This window comes from Brevibacterium permense, assembly GCF_025506275.1.
GTDB classification, from domain to species: Bacteria; Actinomycetota; Actinomycetes; order Actinomycetales; family Brevibacteriaceae; genus Brevibacterium; species Brevibacterium permense_A.
Genome location: NZ_QYCP01000078.1, coordinates 43717 through 61409, shown reverse-complemented (window position 1 = coordinate 61409; position 17693 = coordinate 43717). Strand labels below are relative to the sequence as shown.

Genomic DNA, 17693 nt, shown 5'->3' with positions numbered 1-17693 from the left:
GCCGTGCGCCTCGGCTAGCTGTCGATGGGGCGGACGCGTTCGATCTCGACGATGCGCGGCACCGGTCCGGGTCGCACATAGGCGATGAGGACCTCACCGGGTTTGAGGTACGGATCGTCCTTCGGCAGCTTCGCTTCCACACGTTTCGGGGAATGAGCGGCGTAGACGGAGAAGATCGTCGGCAGCACCGGCCGGTGCGTGCAGTAGATGACGGGTTTGCCCTTCGCCAGCAGCTTCTCGATATAGCGGGCGGTCTTGTCCGGGTTCGCGGCGGTGGCCTTCTCGCTGAGCGTCGACACCTTCTTGATCGACTTGCCCGTCGCCGCCGACAGCGGAGTTAGCGTCGCCACGCAGCGCTTCCACGGACTCGAGACGAGCTTGCGGACGCCCCAGGCTCCCAGCAGCCCGGTCAGTGCCATGGCCTGTCGGGTGCCGAGTTTGAGCAGGGGCCGCACATGCTCGGTTTCGTACCACTTCGCACGTGGGAACGCCTTCCCATGGCGGACGAGGATGAGCGGCCACGCTCGCAGCGCGTCCGTCTCGGCGAACTTCTCCAGCGCATCGAGCTGTTCCCGGTCCGCGAACGACGTCAGCTTCGAACGGGCCTTGTCGACAGGGAACCAGCCGGCGGTGTCGACCTCTCGCTTGTTCACCGGGGCGAAGTCCGACTCGTCCTTGACCTCGGCCGACCAGTAGAAGACCTTCTTCAGCGTGTTCTTGCCGACCGTGTACTCGGCCGACGGCAGAGGGATGCCGAGGTGGATGTCGAACCCCGTCTCCTCCTTGACCTCGCGGATCGCGGCCTCCGGCAGCGTCTCACCCGGGTCGACCTTGCCCTTGGGCCACGACCAGTCGTTGTACTTCGGGCGGTGGATGAGCACCACCTCGAGACCTTTCGGACCGTGTCTCCAGCAGACGGCCCCGGCGGCGAGGACATCGGCGGTGACGCGCGATGATGCCTGTGCCGAGGCGACCTCGGACCGGCTCACGCCTCATCCCCGATTCGCCGACGCTTCCGGTGCCGACGGATGAGCTCCGTCTGATAGTCGGCGAGGATGCTGCCCTCGTCGTCGTGGGTCCGCCGGGTCCATCTGCCGTCACCGGACAGATCGAATGCCGAGGTGCTCGGGGCGAAGACAAGATCGAAGAGTTCGATGATCTCCGCCCGGTGACCGTCATCGACGATCTGCACGAGCGCTTCGACCCGACGGTCGAGGTTGCGGTGCATCATATCGGCCGACCCGATGTAGACGATCGGATCGCCGTTGTTGCCGAAGACGAAGGCGCGGGAGTGTTCGAGGAAGCGTCCGAGCACGGATCGCACCGTGATGTTCTCGCTCAGGCCTTCGATGCCCGGGCGCAGGGCGCAGATTCCGCGGACGAAGACTTCGACGGCGACCCCGGCCCGGGATGCCCGGTAGAGGGCATCGATGATGGCCTCGTCGACGATCGAGTTGACCTTGATCCGCACCTGCCCCTGTCCGCCGGACTGAGCGATCGCGATCTCGGCGTCGATGAGATCGATGAGTCCGGTGCGCACATTGCTTGGGGCGACGAGGAACCGTGAGTATTCGGACTTCGGCGCATAGCCGGAGAGCTGGTTGAACAGCTTCGTCAGATCATCGGCGACGGCCCGATCACGGGTCAGCAGCCCGAAGTCCTCATAGCCGCGGGCGGTCTTCGGGTGGTAGTTGCCGGTGCCGACATGACAGTACCGGGCCAGCCCGTCGGCCTCCTGACGGACGACGAGGGAGAGCTTCGCGTGCGTTTTGAGCCCGACGATTCCGTAGACGACGTGGACGCCGGCGCGCTCCAGTTTGCGGGCCCAGGTGATGTTGGCCTCCTCGTCGAACCGGGCCTTGATCTCGACGACGGCGAGCACCTGGATTCCCGCCTGTGCGGCGTCGACGAGGGCGTCGATGATCGGCGAGTCTCCGGAGGTGCGGTAGAGCGTCTGCTTGATCGCCAGAACGTTCTTGTCCGACGCCGCCTGTTCGAGGAAGGCCTGCACGCTCGTGGAGAACGAATCGTAGGGGTGGTGCAGCAGGATGTCCCGGCTGGCCACCGCGTCGAATACGTCGACCTGATCGCTGGACTCCCGCAGCGACAGGTCCTTGTTCATCTGCGGAACCATCTTCGGATAATGCAGGTCATCGCGCGGGACATCGGCGATATCGGACATGCCCGACAGGTCCAGCGGGCTGGGCAGATGGTAGATCTCCGAGTCGTGGATGCCCAGTTCGTCCTTGAGCATCTCGAGGACACGAGGGTGGATGTTCTCCGTGATCTCCATCCGCACGGCCGGACCGAAACGGCGGCGCAGGAGCTCCTTCTCCAGAGCCTTGAGCAGGTTCTCCGCGTCATCCTCCTCGACCTCGAGGTCCTCGTTGCGGGTCACCCGGAAGGTCGAATGGTGGACGATGTCCATGCCGTCGAAGAGAGTGCCGAGGTGCTCGGCGATGATGTCCTCGAGGGCGACGAAGCGGGCGGGGACGTCGCGTCCGGCGGGTCGGTCGGTCGCCTCGGCGACGTTGAAGAACCGGGGCAGACGCGGGGGGACCTTGACACGGGCGAAGAACTCCTTGCCCGTCTCCGGCGACCGCAGGAGCACACCGAGGTTGAGCGAGAGACCCGAGATATACGGGAACGGGTGCGCCGGATCGACGGCCAGCGGCGTGAGGACGGGGTAGACGTGGCCGAAGAAGAATTCGTCGACGCGGTGCCGTTCATCCTCGGTGAGGTCCTCGACCTGGACCTTCGTGATCGATTCCGCGTCGAGGCGGGGCCCGATATCGTCCTTGAGCAGGGCGGCATGCCGGCTCATCAGCTCGAATGCGCGCACCCCGATATCGTGCATGACCTGCGCGGGCATGCGGCCGGTGACGCTGGGCACGGCCAGACCGGTGTTGATGCGGCGTTTGAGGCCGGCGACGCGGACCATGAAGAACTCGTCGAGGTTGGTCGCGAAGATCGAGAGGAACCGGACGCGTTCGAGCAGCGGGATCTCCGGATCCGAGGCGAGATCGAGGACACGTTCGTTGAAGGCCAGCCAGCTGAGTTCACGATCGAGGAAGCGATCTGCCGAGTCGGGCAGTCCCAGCTCCTTACCCGAAGCCGCGATGTCGTACAACGCTCTACTCCTTCTCGTCCGTCGACGCCGTGCTCGCAGATTCAGTGCCGGTGACCTTTGCGGAGGCCGGTGCATAGGCCACGTGCGCGACCGCGACATGGAAACCCAGTCGCTCGTACAAGCCTAGCGCTGGGGCGTTGTCCGATTCGACGTAGAGTTCGATCGTTTCGGCGCCGGCGGTCACCATCCGCCTCATTCCCTCGACCGTCAGCGCCTTGCCCACGCCCTTGGCGTGGATGCGCGGATCGACGCCGACGACATAGACCTCGCCGAGGCGGCCCTCATCATCCGTGTCCGCGATCTTCGTCTGGTGGAATCCGATGACCTTGCCATCGCGGGCGGCGATGATGAAGGTGGTCGGGTCGAAGTCGGCAGCGGTGACGACGGCATCGATATCGGCGCGGGTCTGGCCGCCCTGTTCGGGATGCCAGTCGAAAGCGGCGTTGTTCACGGTCAGCCAGCCGTCCTCGTCGCCGGGAGCGAAGGAGCGGATCTCGACCCCGTCGGGGCTCTGCGTCTCGGGGAGGCCGTCGAGGCGCAGACCGGTATCGGTGCGCATCTGGTAAAGGACTCGATCGCGGCCGAGCCCGTGCTTCTGTGCGAGGTGGGCCGCGGCCGGGTGGTCGCCATGCGACCAGCACCAGGCTTCGGGCTCTTCGTCGAGGATCGTTCTCAGCAGCTGTTCGCCCAGGCCCTGACCGCGATGGTCGGGGGCGATGAGGAACTCGGCGGCGTGACGATCCCCCTGCAGGGCGCGGATTCCGAACCCGATGAGCTCGCCGGTCGCGTTTTTGCCGGCGGGGCCGGAACCGTCTGCATCGTCGGCAAAGACCCGCCAGAGGCTCGACGCGGTCTGCGCCTCGTGGGCGGTGTCCTCACCGGTGGCGACGGCCATGAGCCCGCCGGAGATCTCGGGGGCGCCATCGGTGGCCGCCACGTCATCGAGGAACTTCAGCTCATCCTCGGTGAGGGTGTCGATCGGGGTGGAGGTGATTGCTCCGCTGGCCTGGATTCTCATGCCGTCACGTCCTCTGAATCTGTGTCTGTGACGCTGTCGGCGCTGAACCGGTAGCCGACGTTGCGCACGGTGTGGATGGCGTTCTCAAGGTCTTTGCCGAGTTTCGCACGGAGGCGGCGAACATGCACGTCAACGGTGCGGGTGCCGCCGAAGTAGTCGTCGCCCCACACGGCGAGCAGGATGTCGTCGCGGGTGAAGACGCGTTCGGGGTGCATGGCGAAGAACTTCAGCAGGGCGAACTCGCGGTAGGTGAGGTCGAGGCTGCGTCCGCCGAGCTCGGCGGTGAACGCGGTCTCGTCGATGCGCAGGTCCCCGGTGACGACGACCATCGGTTCGCCATCGGCATTCCACATTTCCTCGCCCGTGTCGCCGAGGCGGCCGGACGTTCCGGCTCCGCCTCCTCGGGAGGTGCCGACGGGGCCGCGTCCGGTGCGAACCGGTCCCCAGCCCCCGGCGTCGCCCTTCGCACCGAGCCGGCCGGACCCGGCATGCAATCCGCCGGGGAATCCGCTGCCGGAATGAGTTGACGCGGATGCGGCGTGACGGTCACGGGCCACGCGCAGCCGCGCTTCCACCTCGGCGGGGCCGGCAGTGGTGAGGACGAGGTCGGACACGTTCCATTTCGCCGAGGCGGTCGCCAGTCCGCCCTCCCCGAGGACGACGATGACGGGGGCGGTGATCCGTGCCTCGGCGAGGAGGTCGGAGATGCGCGGGGCCAGGGACAGATCGAGGCAGGCGTCGGCGATGACGACGTCGACCGCGGCGGATTCGGCCCTGCGGCTGGGCAGGTCCTCGGCGGCGCAGCGGTCGATCTGGTGACCGAGGTACTGCAGGGATTCGGGAGCGAGCGGGGCGTCGAGCCTGGCCGTGGGGCAGATGTGCAGAATCCGCATGTGCTGCATCCACCTCCTCGGCGCCCGTCGTCTCGCCCGTCGTCTGAGGAAGAGTATAGCGAGGCCCCGGACGGGGCAGCTCCGACGCGCTGCCACCGGTGGTTACCGCGGGTGTCGCCGGATAAGGCACGATAGTGCTGTGATCAGATGGATTCGAGTAGCCGTCGCCCTGGTGCTGGTGTTGGCCCTCAGTGCCTCCGTGTACTGGGGCTATACGCTGTTCCTGCTGGCGACCGGGCTCATCGTCTTCGGCGTCGCCTATGGTTGGCCGCGTCTGACGGACTCCCCGCAGCCGCGGGCGACCTCGATCATGCTCGCCCTCTTCGGCGTCGGCGGACTCTACGCCGCCTGGCAGGACTCTACGGCTCCCTACCTCGACTGGCTGCCCGTGCTCGCGGGACTTGGTCTGCTGTGGACCTTCGTGCAGAACCTCACCCGCGGAATCGGTGCCTCCTATGCAGTGGCGAACGTGTCCGCGCAGGTCTCCGGTCTCGTCATCGTCCTGTCCGCGAGCACCTGGGTTGCGGCGATCACGGTCCCCGGTGACAAGGAGGCCATCGTCATCGGCCTCGCCTCGCTCATCGTGGCGCAGTGCATGACCGCGCTGCCGTGGCCGGCGATCTACACCTCGCCGTTGGCCATCGCCATGTCCACGGCCGTGGCGGGGATCCTGTCTGTGCTCGTGTTCGCACCGGCGATCTCCTTGGCCATGGCGCTCATCCTCGGTGTCGTCATGGGCCTGCTCGTGGCAGCGGTCGATCGGATGCTCGGGCTCGTCGCCTATGCGAAGTTCCAGGCCGCCAACCTCGAGGCCTCACAGAACATCGAGGTGAAGAAGAACGTCGAGAAGGCCCGGAGCTTCGCCGTTCAGCTCGCCCTCGGTGCTGCCCCGATCGCGCTCGGCGGAGTCGTCGTCTACGCACTCGAACGCGTCGCCTCATGACCTGGGTTCGTGATCTGCGTTCCTGATCTGCGTTCACGATCTGTGCGGCAGGGGTGCTTTCCCGGGTGCTCCCATCAGGTGCTTTCGGTCTGGGCGGCCATGGATCGCGTCACCGGGCTGAATGCACATCACTTTGTCAGGAACTGTAGACTGGGAGCATGGAAAATCTTGTTGCTCTCGAAATCGTCTTCTCCAGCCTCGTCGGCATTGCCGCACTCGGCGCCCTGGGTGTCGGGATCAAGGTCGTCACGGCGCTGTTCAAAGACAACCGCTGATCCCTGATGGTGATCGAACTCGATGCCTCGGTCCACCCCGAGCTCGTCCCTCTGTCCTGGCTGATCGGGTCGTGGGAAGGCGTCGGTGTCGTCGGCTATGCGGACACTCCTGAGAAGCAGTTCGGCCAGCGCATCGACTTCGTCGCCCATGAGGGCACGCCCTTCCTCCAGTACACCGCGCATGCTTGGCTGCTCAGCGAGTCAGGTGAACTCGAGTCGACCCTGACTCTCGAGACCGGAATCTGGCAGCTCGTGCGTCAGCACGACGACGGCGACGTCGGCCCGGGGATGATGGTGCCGACCGAACCGCAGTCCTTCACCTCGGCCGCAGCGGTCGAAACCCTGCGCACGAACGACGACGCCTTCGAGGTCGAAGCCGAGATCGTCCACCCGCACGGAGTCATGGAACTCTACGCCGGCACCGTCAAGGGACCGCGCATCGATCTGGCCACCGACGTGGTGGCCCGGACCAAGACCGCGAAGGAATACACCGCCTCGACGCGGATGTACGGCCTCGTCGGCGGCGAACTCATGTGGGCCTGGGACATGGCAGCCATGGGCCACGAACTCGCCTCCCACTCCTCTGCCAGATTGAAGAAGCTGTCTTAAGATGACTGATCCCGTGTCGCCGAATTCTGACTTCAGCGATTCGCCGTCGCCGGAGAACACCGATACCCCCACCGGGGCGGTTCGGCGCTCGTCGCTGGCCCGCGGGCTGAGTTCGACCGCGGTGCTGGGGGACGGCGATCTCGCTGAGACTCCCATCCACTACGGAGCTCCTCTGCGAGAGCAGCGGGTGCTCGAGGAGAAGGACGGTCTCGTCGACCTCGCTCACCTCCGCGTGCTGCGTCTGAGCGGACCCGACCGTCTGACCTGGCTGAACTCGATCACCACGCAGAAGATCGACACCCTCGCCCCCGGCGTGTCCACCGAAACCCTCGTGCTCGATCCGAACGGTCGCATCGAAGGCTGGCTGAAGCTCGTCGACGACGGTGAGGCGCTGTGGGCGATCAGCGACCTCAACACCGATGCGACGCTGGACTTCCTGCGCAAGATGGTCTTCATGATGCGCGTCGAGATCGAGGACCTCAGCGACGACTATCAGTGCTTCGGCGCCATCACCGCTCTGCCGGAGACCCTGCCCGTCACCCGGACCTGGTCCGATCCGTGGCCGCACATCGGAAGCGGTTCTGCCTCATACGCGCAGATCGACATCGGGCACGACGTCGCCGGAACCGACCACCCGGGTCTCGAGACTCCGTTCGTCATCGGCATCGTCAAGCGCTCTGACCTGCAGGGGCTGTCGGAGAACAGCTTCGACATGGCCGGCTTCGACGCCTGGGAGGCCCTGCGGATCGCCGCCTGGCGACCGGGCCGAAATGAAATCGATCACAAGGCCCTCGTCGGCGAACTCGACCTGCTGCGCACGGCCGTGCACCTGGCCAAGGGCTGCTACCGCGGCCAGGAAGCGGTGGCACGCGTCCACAATCTCGGTCAGCCGCCCAGACGTCTGACCTTCGTCCATCTCGACGGGTCCGGGCACATCGCCCCGGATCCCGGCACCGAGGTGCTCGCTGAGGTCCGCGGGTCCGAACGATCCGTGGGCACTCTGACCTCGGTGACCGTGCACTGGGAGCTCGGACCGATCGGTCTGGCCGTGGTCAAACGGAACCTCGCCCCCGAGGCGCAGCTGAGCTTCGAAATCAGTGACGGCGAACGCGTCATCGGTGCTCAGGAGACGATCGTTGTGCCGATGCGCGAGCACGAGCGCGTGCTTCCGGAACGGAACAGGGACGTCGACGCCCGCAGCCAGAACCGCTGATCACAGGGAGTCTGGGGTGCGGCCAGGGGTTGCTTCTGCCTTCGGTGCCGACGGCCCGACTAGGGGATTCGGCGGCCTGTGAACGGCTGCTGATTTCGTACCCGAACTGGACCGAATCCGCGCGTTCGTCTCTCCAATGCGGGCGGTTCTGCTCAGCCCTCGGACGGCAAGTGACAAAAAGCGTCGATAACCCCTATTCTTCCCCTTATGACAGCTTTGGAAATTGGCGGCGAAGCTCTGCCGCAGGAACGTAAGATCGTCACCGAGATTCCGGGACCGAAGTCCCGTGAGATCGAGGAACGTCGCAAGTCAGCCGTGGCGACCGGTGTCGGTTCGAGCCTGCCCGCCTACGTGGTTGCGGCCGGCGGCGGCATCCTCAAGGACGCCGACGGCAACCAGCTCATCGACCTCGGCTCGGGCATCGCCGTGACCACGGCCGGCAACTCGAACCCCCGCGTGGTCGAGGCCGCGAAGGCCCAGCTCGAGGCCTTCACCCACACCTGCTTCATGGTCAACCCCTACGAGAGCTACGTCGAGGTCGCCGAAGCCCTCAACCGCCTCACTCCGGGTGACCACGAGAAGCGCACCGTGCTGCTCAACTCCGGTGCCGAGGCCGTCGAGAACGCTGTGAAGATCGCTCGCGCCCACACCGGTCGCGACGCCGTCGTCGTCTTCGACCACGCCTACCACGGTCGGACCAACCTGACCATGGCGATGACTGCGAAGGCAGCGCCCTACAAGGCCGGTTTCGGTCCCTTCGCCGGTGAGGTCTACCGCGCACCCATGTCCTACCCGTACCGCGACAACGATGCGGCCGGCACGAAGATCAGCGGAGAGGACGCAGCCAAGCGCGTCATCACGATGATCGAGAAGCAGATCGGTTCCGAATACGTCGCCGCTATCGTCATCGAACCCATCCAGGGTGAGGGCGGCTTCATCGTCCCGGCCGAGGGCTTCCTGCCCACACTCGTCGACTACGCCCGCGAGAAGGGCATCGTCTTCGTCGCCGACGAGGTGCAGGCCGGATTCGCCCGCACCGGCAAGATGTTCGCCTCGGAGTGGGAGGGCATCGTGCCCGACCTCATCACCACGGCCAAGGGAATCGCGGGCGGTCTGCCGTTGTCGGCCGTGACCGGTCGCGCGGACATCATGGACTCGGTCGGTCCGGGCCGCCTCGGCGGAACCTACGGCGGCAACCCCGCCGCCTGTGCCGCAGCACTCGGTGCCATCGCCGCGTACGAAGAGGACGGACTGCCGGAGCGCGCCCTGGCCATCGGTGAGATCATCGTCGACCGCCTGACGAAGCTGCAGTCGAAGTACCCCGAGGTCGGCGACATCCGCGGCCGCGGTGCCATGATCGCCGCCGAGTTCGTCGAGCACGATTCGATCGAGCCGAACGCGGATCTCGTGAAGAAGATCGCGGACTACTGCGCGAAGAACGGCGTCCTCGTGCTCACCACGGGAACCTTCAGCAACATCCTGCGCTTCCTGCCGCCGCTGACGATTTCCGACGAGCTTCTCAACGACGCCTTCGACGTCATCGAGGCAGCCCTCGCCGAACTCCTCGGCTGACCCTCCTCCCAATTGCTACCTGACGGCGGCCCAGCAACCTCGCGCGAGGTTGCTGGGCCGCCGTCAGGTAGTTCGGGGGATGCAGTTGTAGCACAATAGAGGCCATGACTTCAGAGATCGACAGCGCGACCGGCACGTCGGCGAGCGTCCCGGCCCGAATGTGGCACTTCCTTCGGGGGCAGCGCTTCGTCGATCTGCCGATCCGTCTGCTGGCCCTCATCATGGGTCTGACGATCCTCGTGCCCGGGTCGTTCGAGATCACCGAACCTCGCTACGCAGGCCTGCTCATCCTCGCCTACGGACTCATCGTCTTAGCCGGCTTCCTGCCGCTGAGCATCGTCATCGCGACGACCGGACTGGGCATCGCGTTCTCCATGCTCTACCCGGACCTGGAGAACATGTTCCCCGAGGCGCTCATCCTCGCCACCGCGGTCCTGATCAGCCGCCGCCGCTGGATCGGTTTCGCGCTGGGCACCGTGGGACTGGCCGTCTACCTCGGTGCATCGACCCGACTCGGATCCTACGACGCCGGCTTCGAAGGACTCACCGACCTCGGCTACGGCTGGCTGACCTACTCGATCCTCGGCCTGTGCGCGTCCTTCGTCGAGGCTCGAATCCGCAGTGAGATCGAGCGTCGCGAACGCGCCGCCGTCGACCACGAGAAGTCACTCGATGCCATGCGCGCCCGGTTCACCAGCGACATGCACGACACCATCTCGCACTCGCTGACCACCGAATCCGCGATCATCCGCACCCTGGCCAAGGAAAGCGATCCCGAGACCGCGGACCGCCTCCTCGCCGAGTTGGCGCTGGTCAACGCCGAGGCCACGAAACGGCTCCGACAGCTGGTGACGAGCCTGAGCAGGTGGGAGACCGAGGCCTGCACCGGGGACTCCGCCACCTCTCGGGTTCGGTTCCGCGCCGAGGCGGAGCAGCTGACGACGGCGATCGAGGACGGGTGTGCGGCCGGTTCCGTTCCGCTGACCACTGAACTCTCCCCGCTGCCGACCCACGCGACCGGCACCATGTCACACCATTTCCGGGCCGTCATGCTCGAGCTCGCCACGAACGTCATCCGCCACTCCGTTCCGGGCACCCCCGCCACCCTCGCCGTCGAAATGCGAGGTGAGCGCGGTGACCGGGCCGAACTGCTCTGCCGCAGCACGAACGAATCCCCGACCGCCCTGACCAAGGCGCCGCGGTCTCTGTCCCGCCGGGCCACGGCCGTGGGCGGCGTCTGCCGGGTGGACGAGGATGAACGGAGGAGAACCGTCGTCGAGGTGGCCCTGCCGATCCGTTTTATCACCCCTTCAGCTCCGGCTCCCTCGAAAGCGGAAACCGCGCGGTCTTCCTCGAACGCGGACATGATCGACGTCGTCGATGACGACTTCGACACCAGCGCAGGGGCAACAGGTACGTTGCCGATCTCTGCCGAGGCGGCCGCCACCGACGCCCCCGTCCGACTCACGGGCACGGACACCGCTGGTTCCGCCCTCTCGGGCGACGAGACCTACCGCCTCAGCAACGGCAGCCTCAGCAACGGCAGCCGCACGAAGGGCGGCCGGGACAAGGTTGACGCCTGATGACGTCGCACTCCCACGCGGCCCCGCACCGGACCTCGGAGGCGGCCCCTCACGTGGGACCGGAGACGACCATGCCGCAGGCCGACCACTACATGACCCCTGACTCCGCCGCACGCACCTCCGTGCTTGTCGTCGATGACGATTCGTGGACGACCCGAGCGGTGGCCCAGGCGCTCGATGATGCGGGTTCCTTCCGTGTCCTCGACCCCGTCCACTCCGGCGAAGAGGCCATCGCCGCCTTCGATGCCGAACGGCCCGACCTCGTCCTCATGGACGTCAACATGCCGCCGGGAATGAGCGGCGTCGATGCGACGGCGGCGATCATGGACCTCGACTCCGAAGCCCGCGTAGTGCTCCTGACGACCGTATCGCCCGGTCCGGGAATCGCCCGCGGGCTCGAAGCCGGCGCACTCGCCGTGATCAACAAGACGGCCGGGGAGAGGGAACTCGTCTCGATCGTGCGGGCCGCCTCGGCGGGGGAGAGCCCCGAACTGCTCAGAGGGCTGGCCGAGGATATCGTCATCAGCGGAGATCCCCTGCCGGACGCCCCCGACGAGGCACCGCAGCTGACCGCCCGCGAGATGGAGCTGCTCACCCTGCTCTGCCAGGGCCACAGCTATGAGGAGATCGCCGCGGACCAATCGGTGGCCATGTCCACCATGAAGTCGCACGCCCGCAACCTGCGCCTCAAACTGGGGGCGCGCAATCTCGCACAGCTCGTCGTCCGCGCCCTCCAGTTCAAATTCTTCTCCCCGGAATGATCTACCCCTGCCGAGACGGATGGTTGATTCGACTCAGCCCCACCCCGCCGAGGCGGCTGACCCGTCCGGTTCATCCCACCCCGCCGAGGCGGCTGACCCGTCCGGTTCATCCCCGCCGAGGCGACCGGTTCCGTTGATGCGGATCCTCCCGACCGTGGGCGCTCGTTGACTACAGTGGGAGCATGACCGACACCGCGAGTCCGCGACTGTCCCGCCTGATACGGGACACGGAGGGGTTCCTCCTGCCGCTGACGGAGGTGGCCGACGACGTCGCGGTCGCGCGAGTCGAATTCGGCTTCGACCTGCCAGCCGCTTCCACAGAGCCGTCGGCCGCAGCGCTCACTGCTCCACGCACGGCTCCGCTCACTGCTCCACGCACGGGTTCGACCGCCGAGGCCGCCGACCACGGCTCCTTGAACGGCACAGTCGTCCTCGTCACCGAACCGGTGCGCAGCCCTGCCGGGCTCGATTCCGTGCTGACCGACTATGCGGGAGCCGCCGCCCTCGTCGTCCCGCCCGGAACGCACAGCCACCTCGGCGACGAGGTCGACCTGCGGGGGAGTTTGGGCCGGGCTCCGGTCCTCCTCGAACGATCGCCGCATGTGACGTGGTCGGAGATCCTCGTCCATCTGCGACAGCTCATCGAAGGGGCGACGAGCGCCCTGGCCTGGCCTGATGTCGACGACCTCAGCGCCCTGGCCGCCGTCATCGCCGAAACCACGGGCGCCTCGATCACGATCGAGGACCCGGCCTCGCGAGTGCTCGCGCATGCCAACCTCGGCGACGAACTCGATGAGATCCGTCGCGAGACGATCCTGTCCGGGGCCATTCCCGACTGGCGGATCGCCGAGCTTGAGGAATCCGGGTTCCTCGACACGATCCGCCGTTCCACCGATGTCGTCGAACGTCCCGCCGAAGGCACATCACCGGCCCGATCGGTCATCGCCCTGCGCAGCGAGGGCGAGCTCATCGGGACGATCTGGGCGGCCTACCCGGCCGAGGTCGACCCCGAACCGCTGCGCGAGGTGCTGCGCGACGCAGCCCGCGCGGCCCTGCCGGTGATGCTGCGGACCCTGCGCCGGTCACCGTTCGAGAAGCGCATCCGCCGGGAGGCTCTCGGCGGGATCCTCGCCGGCTCGGCCGATCTCGGGCCGTCGGCGACCCTGCTGTCGCTGCCGTTCTCGGGTAGCTTCTGCGTGCTTGCCTTCACCGAGGTGGCCCCCGACCGAGAGCCCGTCCTGCGGTTCCATCTGCGGGCCGCCTTCGCCGATGCCGTGCTCGCGCACGTGAGCTCCGCCGGTGCCGCACATGCCGGATATGGTTCTGTCCCTGTCGGCCCGGCAGATGTCAGCATGGGTCGATCCGGAACCGGGGGCCGGGTCCACCTCGCGGCATTGGTGCAGATGAGCGAGCCGATGAACGCCGGTCAGGTGCGCGATCACGTCATCGCCGCTCTGCGCAGGTCCCTGCCGAATTCGGAGACCCTGTGCTTCGGAGTCGGCACCCCGGTCGACCGCCTCGATGCCGTTCACCGGTCGTGGACCGAAGCCGCATACGTTGTAGACGCCGTGCAGACCGTCACCGAGGCGGGTCCTGGCGAGGACGACGGCGAGGACGTGGACCCGACCCCACAGATGAGTTCGGGCACGCTCCGAAGTCCGAGTGCTCACGGCCGAATCGTCGGGGCGACCATCCGCGACGTGGCAGCGAGGGTCGTCGGTCTGCGGGTCGCCGATACGCTGCTGGCCGCAGATGAGCGCGTGATCGGCGGCGGGCCCGGACCGGCCGACGGGCGAGCACCCACCGGCCACCGGACTCCGTCGGGCGCCGGAGTGCTCGGTCCGGCACAGGCACTGGCCGCTCACGACGGTCAGCACAACGGCAGCCTGCTCGAGACCCTGCGCGTCTACTTCGCCACGGTCGGCAACTCGGCCGAGGCCTCCCGCCGACTTCATGTGCACACGAATTCGCTGCGACATCGCCTCGGCCGGATCGAGGAGATCACCGGTCTCTCAACGGCGGAACCGGCCGAGCGGCTCTGGCTCGAACTCTCCGTGCTCGCTCACGACCGGTCGTGAGAAACCTACAATCAGCCCCCGCGAACATTGGCGAATTATCGTGCGTTCTTCGAGGTCAGCCGTCCTAAAGTGACAACAGATCTCGAACAAAGGACGTTATGCCCAGTCACCACCATGCGATTCCGAACCGTCGCGCCCGAGCAATCCGAACGATCGCAGAGAACAGTGTGTCGCCTCACCGCTCAGCCGATCCGGCGCAGTCGGCACATGTCTCCGCGCAGTCGGATTCGGCTCCTGCACCGCTGGCAAACGCCTCCGCGCAGTCGGACAACGTTCCCGCGCTGACCGATGAAGCGGCCGTGCTCGGGCTCATAGATCTCGACTGGGTCGACACCGCCTTCCACCGGCTGACCTCGGCATTCGCATCGGACCGCGAGGTGCTCCACGCAGTGGCGTGCAAGGCGGTGCCGCTGCCGTCGCTGCTGCGCCGATTCGCCGAGGCGGGAGCCGGCTGCGAGGTCGCCAGCCCCGGCGAACTCGAACTCGCACTCTCGGCCGGGTTCGCCCCCGACCGCATCGTCTTCGACTCCCCGGCCAAGACCTGGGCCGAACTGTACCGAGCCGTCGACCTCGGCGTCTCGATCAACGTCGACAACTTCGACGAACTCTCCCGCCTCGACACGATCCTGGCGGATCGGAACAGCACGGCCGCCTCGGCGAAGATCGGAATCCGCATCAATCCGCAGTCGGGCACGGGCGCGATCGGCGCCTTGAGCACAGCCACCGAAACCTCGAAATTCGGTATCGGACTCGCCGACCCGGGCCTCCGCGAGGTCCTCATCGAGGCCTACCTCGCTCGCCCATGGCTGAGCCAGATCCACGTCCACTCCGGCTCGCAGGGCATCAGCCTCGACAAGGCCGCCGTCGGAATCCGCGCCGCCGTCGACCTCGCCGAGGAGATCAACTCCCGTGCCTCGACCAGGCGGATCACGCGCATCGACATCGGAGGGGGACTGTCGGTGAACTTCGACGGTGAGGACATCAACCCGACCTTCGCCGACTACCGCTCGGTTCTCGAGGAGGAGGTGCCGGGCCTGTTCGGCTTCGACATCGTCACCGAATTCGGCCGCGCCCTCCTCGCCAAGGCCGGCACCATCCTCACCCGCGTCGAATACGCAAAGACCACCGGCGGGCGCCGGATCGTCATGACCCAGGCCGGTGTCCAAGTCGCCACCCGTACCGCCTATGCCCCGAACGACTGGCCCCTGCGGATCCTGCCGTTCACCCCGGACGGGAACCCCAAGACCGCCGAGGAGGCCGACACCGAGATCGTCCCGACCGACGTCGCCGGACCCGCCTGCTTCTCCGGCGACCTCCTGGCCCGGGATCGGATGCTGCCGCGTCTCGACGCAGGTGACCTCGTCGCCGTGCCCGAGACAGGTGCCTATTACTTCTCGAATCCGTTCTCCTACAATCTGCTCCCGCGAGTGCCGATCTTCGGCTACCGCACTGCTCCTGACGGCGGCATCGAGTTCAGCATCATCCGCCGCGGGCAGACGATCGCTGAAATCCTCGCCGAGGCGGGCGAGACCGAACTGCGCCCGCTGAACCCGGATGATCGCGAAACCGCCGCCGAGCCCCTTGCCCACGGCAGCTGATTTCGAGTCGCCTGTGGCATCTGCACAGTGACCGGCAGGCATATTTGTGCGTTGTTGTGCCGTTTTCACGTCACTTCGAACGTAGAGTGATGGAGAACACATCTGCTCTGACCCGGGAGAACACCCCGATTCACCCGGGTCAGGGGAGGACAAGTGAATCACCGCACGAGAAGAAAGACGAAGATGTTCACTTCACACTCACTGCGCAGAGGCTGGCAACGGTGCCTGGCCGGAGTCGCAGCACTCGCCCTTGCCGGATCGATGGCCGCCTCCCCGGCGCAGGCCGCCACCTCGGAGGCTCCGGCCTCCGAGAACGTGCTGCGGATCGCCACCGACGGTTTCATCGACTCCTTCAACCCGTTCACGTCCTTCTACCTCGTGCCGACGAACACCTTCCGGTACATGTACGAGAACCTCGTGGCCAACGACGCCAAGGACGGTTCGGTCACCGAGGGGCTCGCCACCGAATGGAACACGGACTCCGAGGGCAAGGTCTGGACCTACACGATCCGTCCGGACATGAAATGGTCCGACGGTGAACCGCTGACCTCGAAAGACGTCGCCTGGACCTACAACCAGATGATGGAGAAGGAAGAGATGGCGGTGGCGAACGGCAGCCTCGTCGAGAACTTCGACAAGGTCGAGACCCCCGACGACGACACCGTCAGGATCACTCTGAAGAAGCCGCAGGCGAACAACCCCGGCCAAGAGATCCCCGTCGTGCCCGAGCACGTCTGGTCGAAGATCGACAAGCCCGGCGAGTTCAAGAACGATGAGAAGTCCGTCGGCTCGGGACCCTTCCAACTCGAGAGCTACCAGGCGAACAAATCGATCACGCTCAAAGCGAACCCGAACTTCTGGCGCGGCAAGCCGAAGCTCGACGAGATCCAGTACCGCTACTACACGAACTCCGATGCGCAGGTGCAGGCGATCCGCTCCGGCGAAGTCGACTTCATCACAGGGCTCAGCCCCGACCAGTTCACGGCGCTGGAGAACGCGGACAACGTCGAACTCAACGACGGCAACGGCCGCCGCTTCAACGGAATCTCCATCAATCCGGGCGTCGCCGACGCCGAGGGCAAGGAATTCGGCACCGGCAATGAGGCGCTCAAGGACAAAAAGGTCCGTCAGGCAATCCGCGCCGGCATCGACACCGAGACCCTGCGCAAACAGGTCATGCAGGACTATGCGCAGCCGGCCACGAGCTTCATTCCCGCCGTCTACCCGGACTGGGCACTCAAGTCCGACAACTCCGTCATCAGCGGATTCGACGTGGCCAAGGCGAAGAAGCTGCTCGACGGCGCCGGCTGGAAGGAAGGATCCGGCGGCATCCGCGAGAAGGACGGTGAGAAGCTGCAGCTGCGCTTCCTCACCGACGCCGACGCGCCGATCGAACAGAGCACCGCGAAGTTCATCAAACCGTGGATGAAGGACATCGGCATCGACCTGAAGAACGAGTCCTCTGACGTCGACACGGTGTCCGAACGCACCACCAAGGGCGACTACGATATGTACTTCTCCGGCTGGTCGATCAATCCCGATCCCGACTACCAGCTGAGCATCAACACCTGCGGTCAGCGCCCCGACGCCGACGGCAACGGCGGCACCAGCCAGGACGGCTGGTGCAACAAGGAATTCGACAAGCTCTATCAGGCTCAGCACGTCGAGCTCGACCAGGCCAAACGTCAGGACCTCGTGCAGAAGGCCCAGGCCATCCACTACGAGGAAGCCCCCTCGGTGACACTGTGGTACCCGAACCAGCTCGAGGCCTACCGCTCCGACCGGTTCGACAACTTCACCAAACAGCCCAGCGACGGCGGTGCTATCGCCAACCAGGTCGGCTACTGGGGATATTCCTCGGTCGAACCCGTCAGCGAAGAGGAAGCCACCGGAGGCGGAATGGGCGCCGGCGGCTGGATCGGCATCGCGGCAGCGGTCATCGTCGTCCTCGGCGGAGGCGGCTGGCTGCTCAGCCGTCGCAAGAAGTCCGACGACCGCGAATAGTCCCCACACCCACAGT

At 66.3% G+C, this 17693-nt stretch carries 13 protein-coding genes; 9 read left to right on the top strand and 4 right to left on the bottom strand.

What is annotated here, in order from left to right; genetic code table 11:
• Positions 1-14: 14 nt before the first annotated feature.
• Genes D3I60_RS19145 through D3I60_RS18995 form a run of 4 tightly spaced genes read right to left on the bottom strand, consistent with a single transcriptional unit; the run spans position 15 to position 5050 of the window.
• On the bottom strand, positions 15-989 hold the full coding sequence (locus D3I60_RS19145; RefSeq protein WP_262775093.1) for an NUDIX hydrolase: 975 nt from the start codon (positions 987-989) through the stop codon (positions 15-17).
• A complete protein-coding gene (locus D3I60_RS05250) occupies positions 986-3130 on the bottom strand; it encodes an RNA degradosome polyphosphate kinase (RefSeq protein ID WP_262775092.1) in 2145 nt (714 codons plus the stop codon). The genes D3I60_RS19145 and D3I60_RS05250 overlap by 4 nt, the downstream gene beginning before the upstream one ends.
• Positions 3131-3134: 4 nt before the next feature.
• Entirely contained in the window at positions 3135-4148 is a 1014-nt protein-coding gene (gene mshD / locus D3I60_RS05245; protein WP_262775091.1) for a mycothiol synthase, read from the bottom strand.
• Positions 4145-5050 carry a winged helix-turn-helix domain-containing protein gene (locus D3I60_RS18995; protein ID WP_276584405.1) on the bottom strand — a complete coding sequence of 302 codons (906 nt, stop codon included), beginning with the start codon at positions 5048-5050 and terminating at the stop codon, positions 4145-4147. Before D3I60_RS18995 ends, mshD begins: the two co-directional genes overlap by 4 nt.
• 130 nt (positions 5051-5180) lie before the next feature.
• Here D3I60_RS18995 and D3I60_RS05235 point away from each other — a divergent pair, with 130 nt between their 5' ends.
• The 9 genes from D3I60_RS05235 to D3I60_RS05195 all read left to right on the top strand — a co-directional run bounded on the left by D3I60_RS05235 (position 5181) and on the right by D3I60_RS05195 (position 17677).
• The gene (locus D3I60_RS05235) at positions 5181-5984 is read left to right on the top strand and encodes an ammonia permease (RefSeq protein ID WP_262775090.1); all 804 of its coding nucleotides are present in this window, start codon (positions 5181-5183) and stop codon (positions 5982-5984) included.
• Positions 5985-6265: 281 nt separating this feature from the next.
• Positions 6266-6868: an FABP family protein gene (locus D3I60_RS05230; RefSeq protein ID WP_262775088.1), complete on the top strand. Its 603-nt coding sequence runs from the start codon at positions 6266-6268 to the stop codon at positions 6866-6868.
• Position 6869: 1 nt separating this feature from the next.
• Positions 6870-8081, top strand: a complete 1212-nt coding sequence (ygfZ, locus tag D3I60_RS05225; RefSeq protein WP_262775087.1) for a CAF17-like 4Fe-4S cluster assembly/insertion protein YgfZ — start codon at positions 6870-6872, stop codon at positions 8079-8081.
• A gap of 207 nt (positions 8082-8288) precedes the next feature.
• Positions 8289-9653 carry a 4-aminobutyrate--2-oxoglutarate transaminase gene (gabT, locus tag D3I60_RS05220; protein ID WP_262775086.1) on the top strand — a complete coding sequence of 455 codons (1365 nt, stop codon included), beginning with the start codon at positions 8289-8291 and terminating at the stop codon, positions 9651-9653.
• A 104-nt stretch (positions 9654-9757) separates the two neighbouring features.
• Positions 9758-11236, top strand: a complete 1479-nt coding sequence (locus D3I60_RS05215) for a histidine kinase (RefSeq protein ID WP_262775085.1) — start codon at positions 9758-9760, stop codon at positions 11234-11236.
• Positions 11236-11997, top strand: a complete 762-nt coding sequence (locus tag D3I60_RS05210) for a response regulator transcription factor (protein WP_262775084.1) — start codon at positions 11236-11238, stop codon at positions 11995-11997. The genes D3I60_RS05215 and D3I60_RS05210 overlap by 1 nt, the downstream gene beginning before the upstream one ends.
• Before the next feature lie 182 nt (positions 11998-12179).
• Complete coding sequence (locus tag D3I60_RS05205) at positions 12180-14075, top strand: PucR family transcriptional regulator (protein ID WP_262775083.1); 1896 nt, start codon at positions 12180-12182, stop codon at positions 14073-14075.
• Positions 14076-14173: 98 nt separating this feature from the next.
• A complete protein-coding gene (locus D3I60_RS05200; protein ID WP_262775082.1) occupies positions 14174-15673 on the top strand; it encodes a diaminopimelate decarboxylase in 1500 nt (499 codons plus the stop codon).
• A gap of 183 nt (positions 15674-15856) precedes the next feature.
• On the top strand, positions 15857-17677 hold the full coding sequence (locus D3I60_RS05195; protein ID WP_262775081.1) for an ABC transporter substrate-binding protein: 1821 nt from the start codon (positions 15857-15859) through the stop codon (positions 17675-17677).
• Positions 17678-17693 lie beyond the last annotated feature (16 nt).

What these genes read in the sequence shown, in the direction of transcription:
- mshD (WP_262775091.1), bottom strand. Translation starts at nt 4,148, where the DNA reads ATGAGAATCCAGGCCAGCGGAGCAATCACCTCCACCCCGATCGACACC.
- D3I60_RS18995 (WP_276584405.1), bottom strand. Translation starts at nt 5,050, where the DNA reads ATGCAGCACATGCGGATTCTGCACATCTGCCCCACGGCCAGGCTCGAC.
- D3I60_RS05230 (WP_262775088.1), top strand. Translation starts at nt 6,266, where the DNA reads ATGGTGATCGAACTCGATGCCTCGGTCCACCCCGAGCTCGTCCCTCTG.
- ygfZ (WP_262775087.1), top strand. Translation starts at nt 6,870, where the DNA reads ATGACTGATCCCGTGTCGCCGAATTCTGACTTCAGCGATTCGCCGTCG.
- gabT (WP_262775086.1), top strand. Translation starts at nt 8,289, where the DNA reads ATGACAGCTTTGGAAATTGGCGGCGAAGCTCTGCCGCAGGAACGTAAG.
- D3I60_RS05215 (WP_262775085.1), top strand. Translation starts at nt 9,758, where the DNA reads ATGACTTCAGAGATCGACAGCGCGACCGGCACGTCGGCGAGCGTCCCG.
- D3I60_RS05210 (WP_262775084.1), top strand. Translation starts at nt 11,236, where the DNA reads ATGACGTCGCACTCCCACGCGGCCCCGCACCGGACCTCGGAGGCGGCC.
- D3I60_RS05205 (WP_262775083.1), top strand. Translation starts at nt 12,180, where the DNA reads ATGACCGACACCGCGAGTCCGCGACTGTCCCGCCTGATACGGGACACG.
- D3I60_RS05200 (WP_262775082.1), top strand. Translation starts at nt 14,174, where the DNA reads ATGCCCAGTCACCACCATGCGATTCCGAACCGTCGCGCCCGAGCAATC.
- D3I60_RS05195 (WP_262775081.1), top strand. Translation starts at nt 15,857, where the DNA reads ATGTTCACTTCACACTCACTGCGCAGAGGCTGGCAACGGTGCCTGGCC.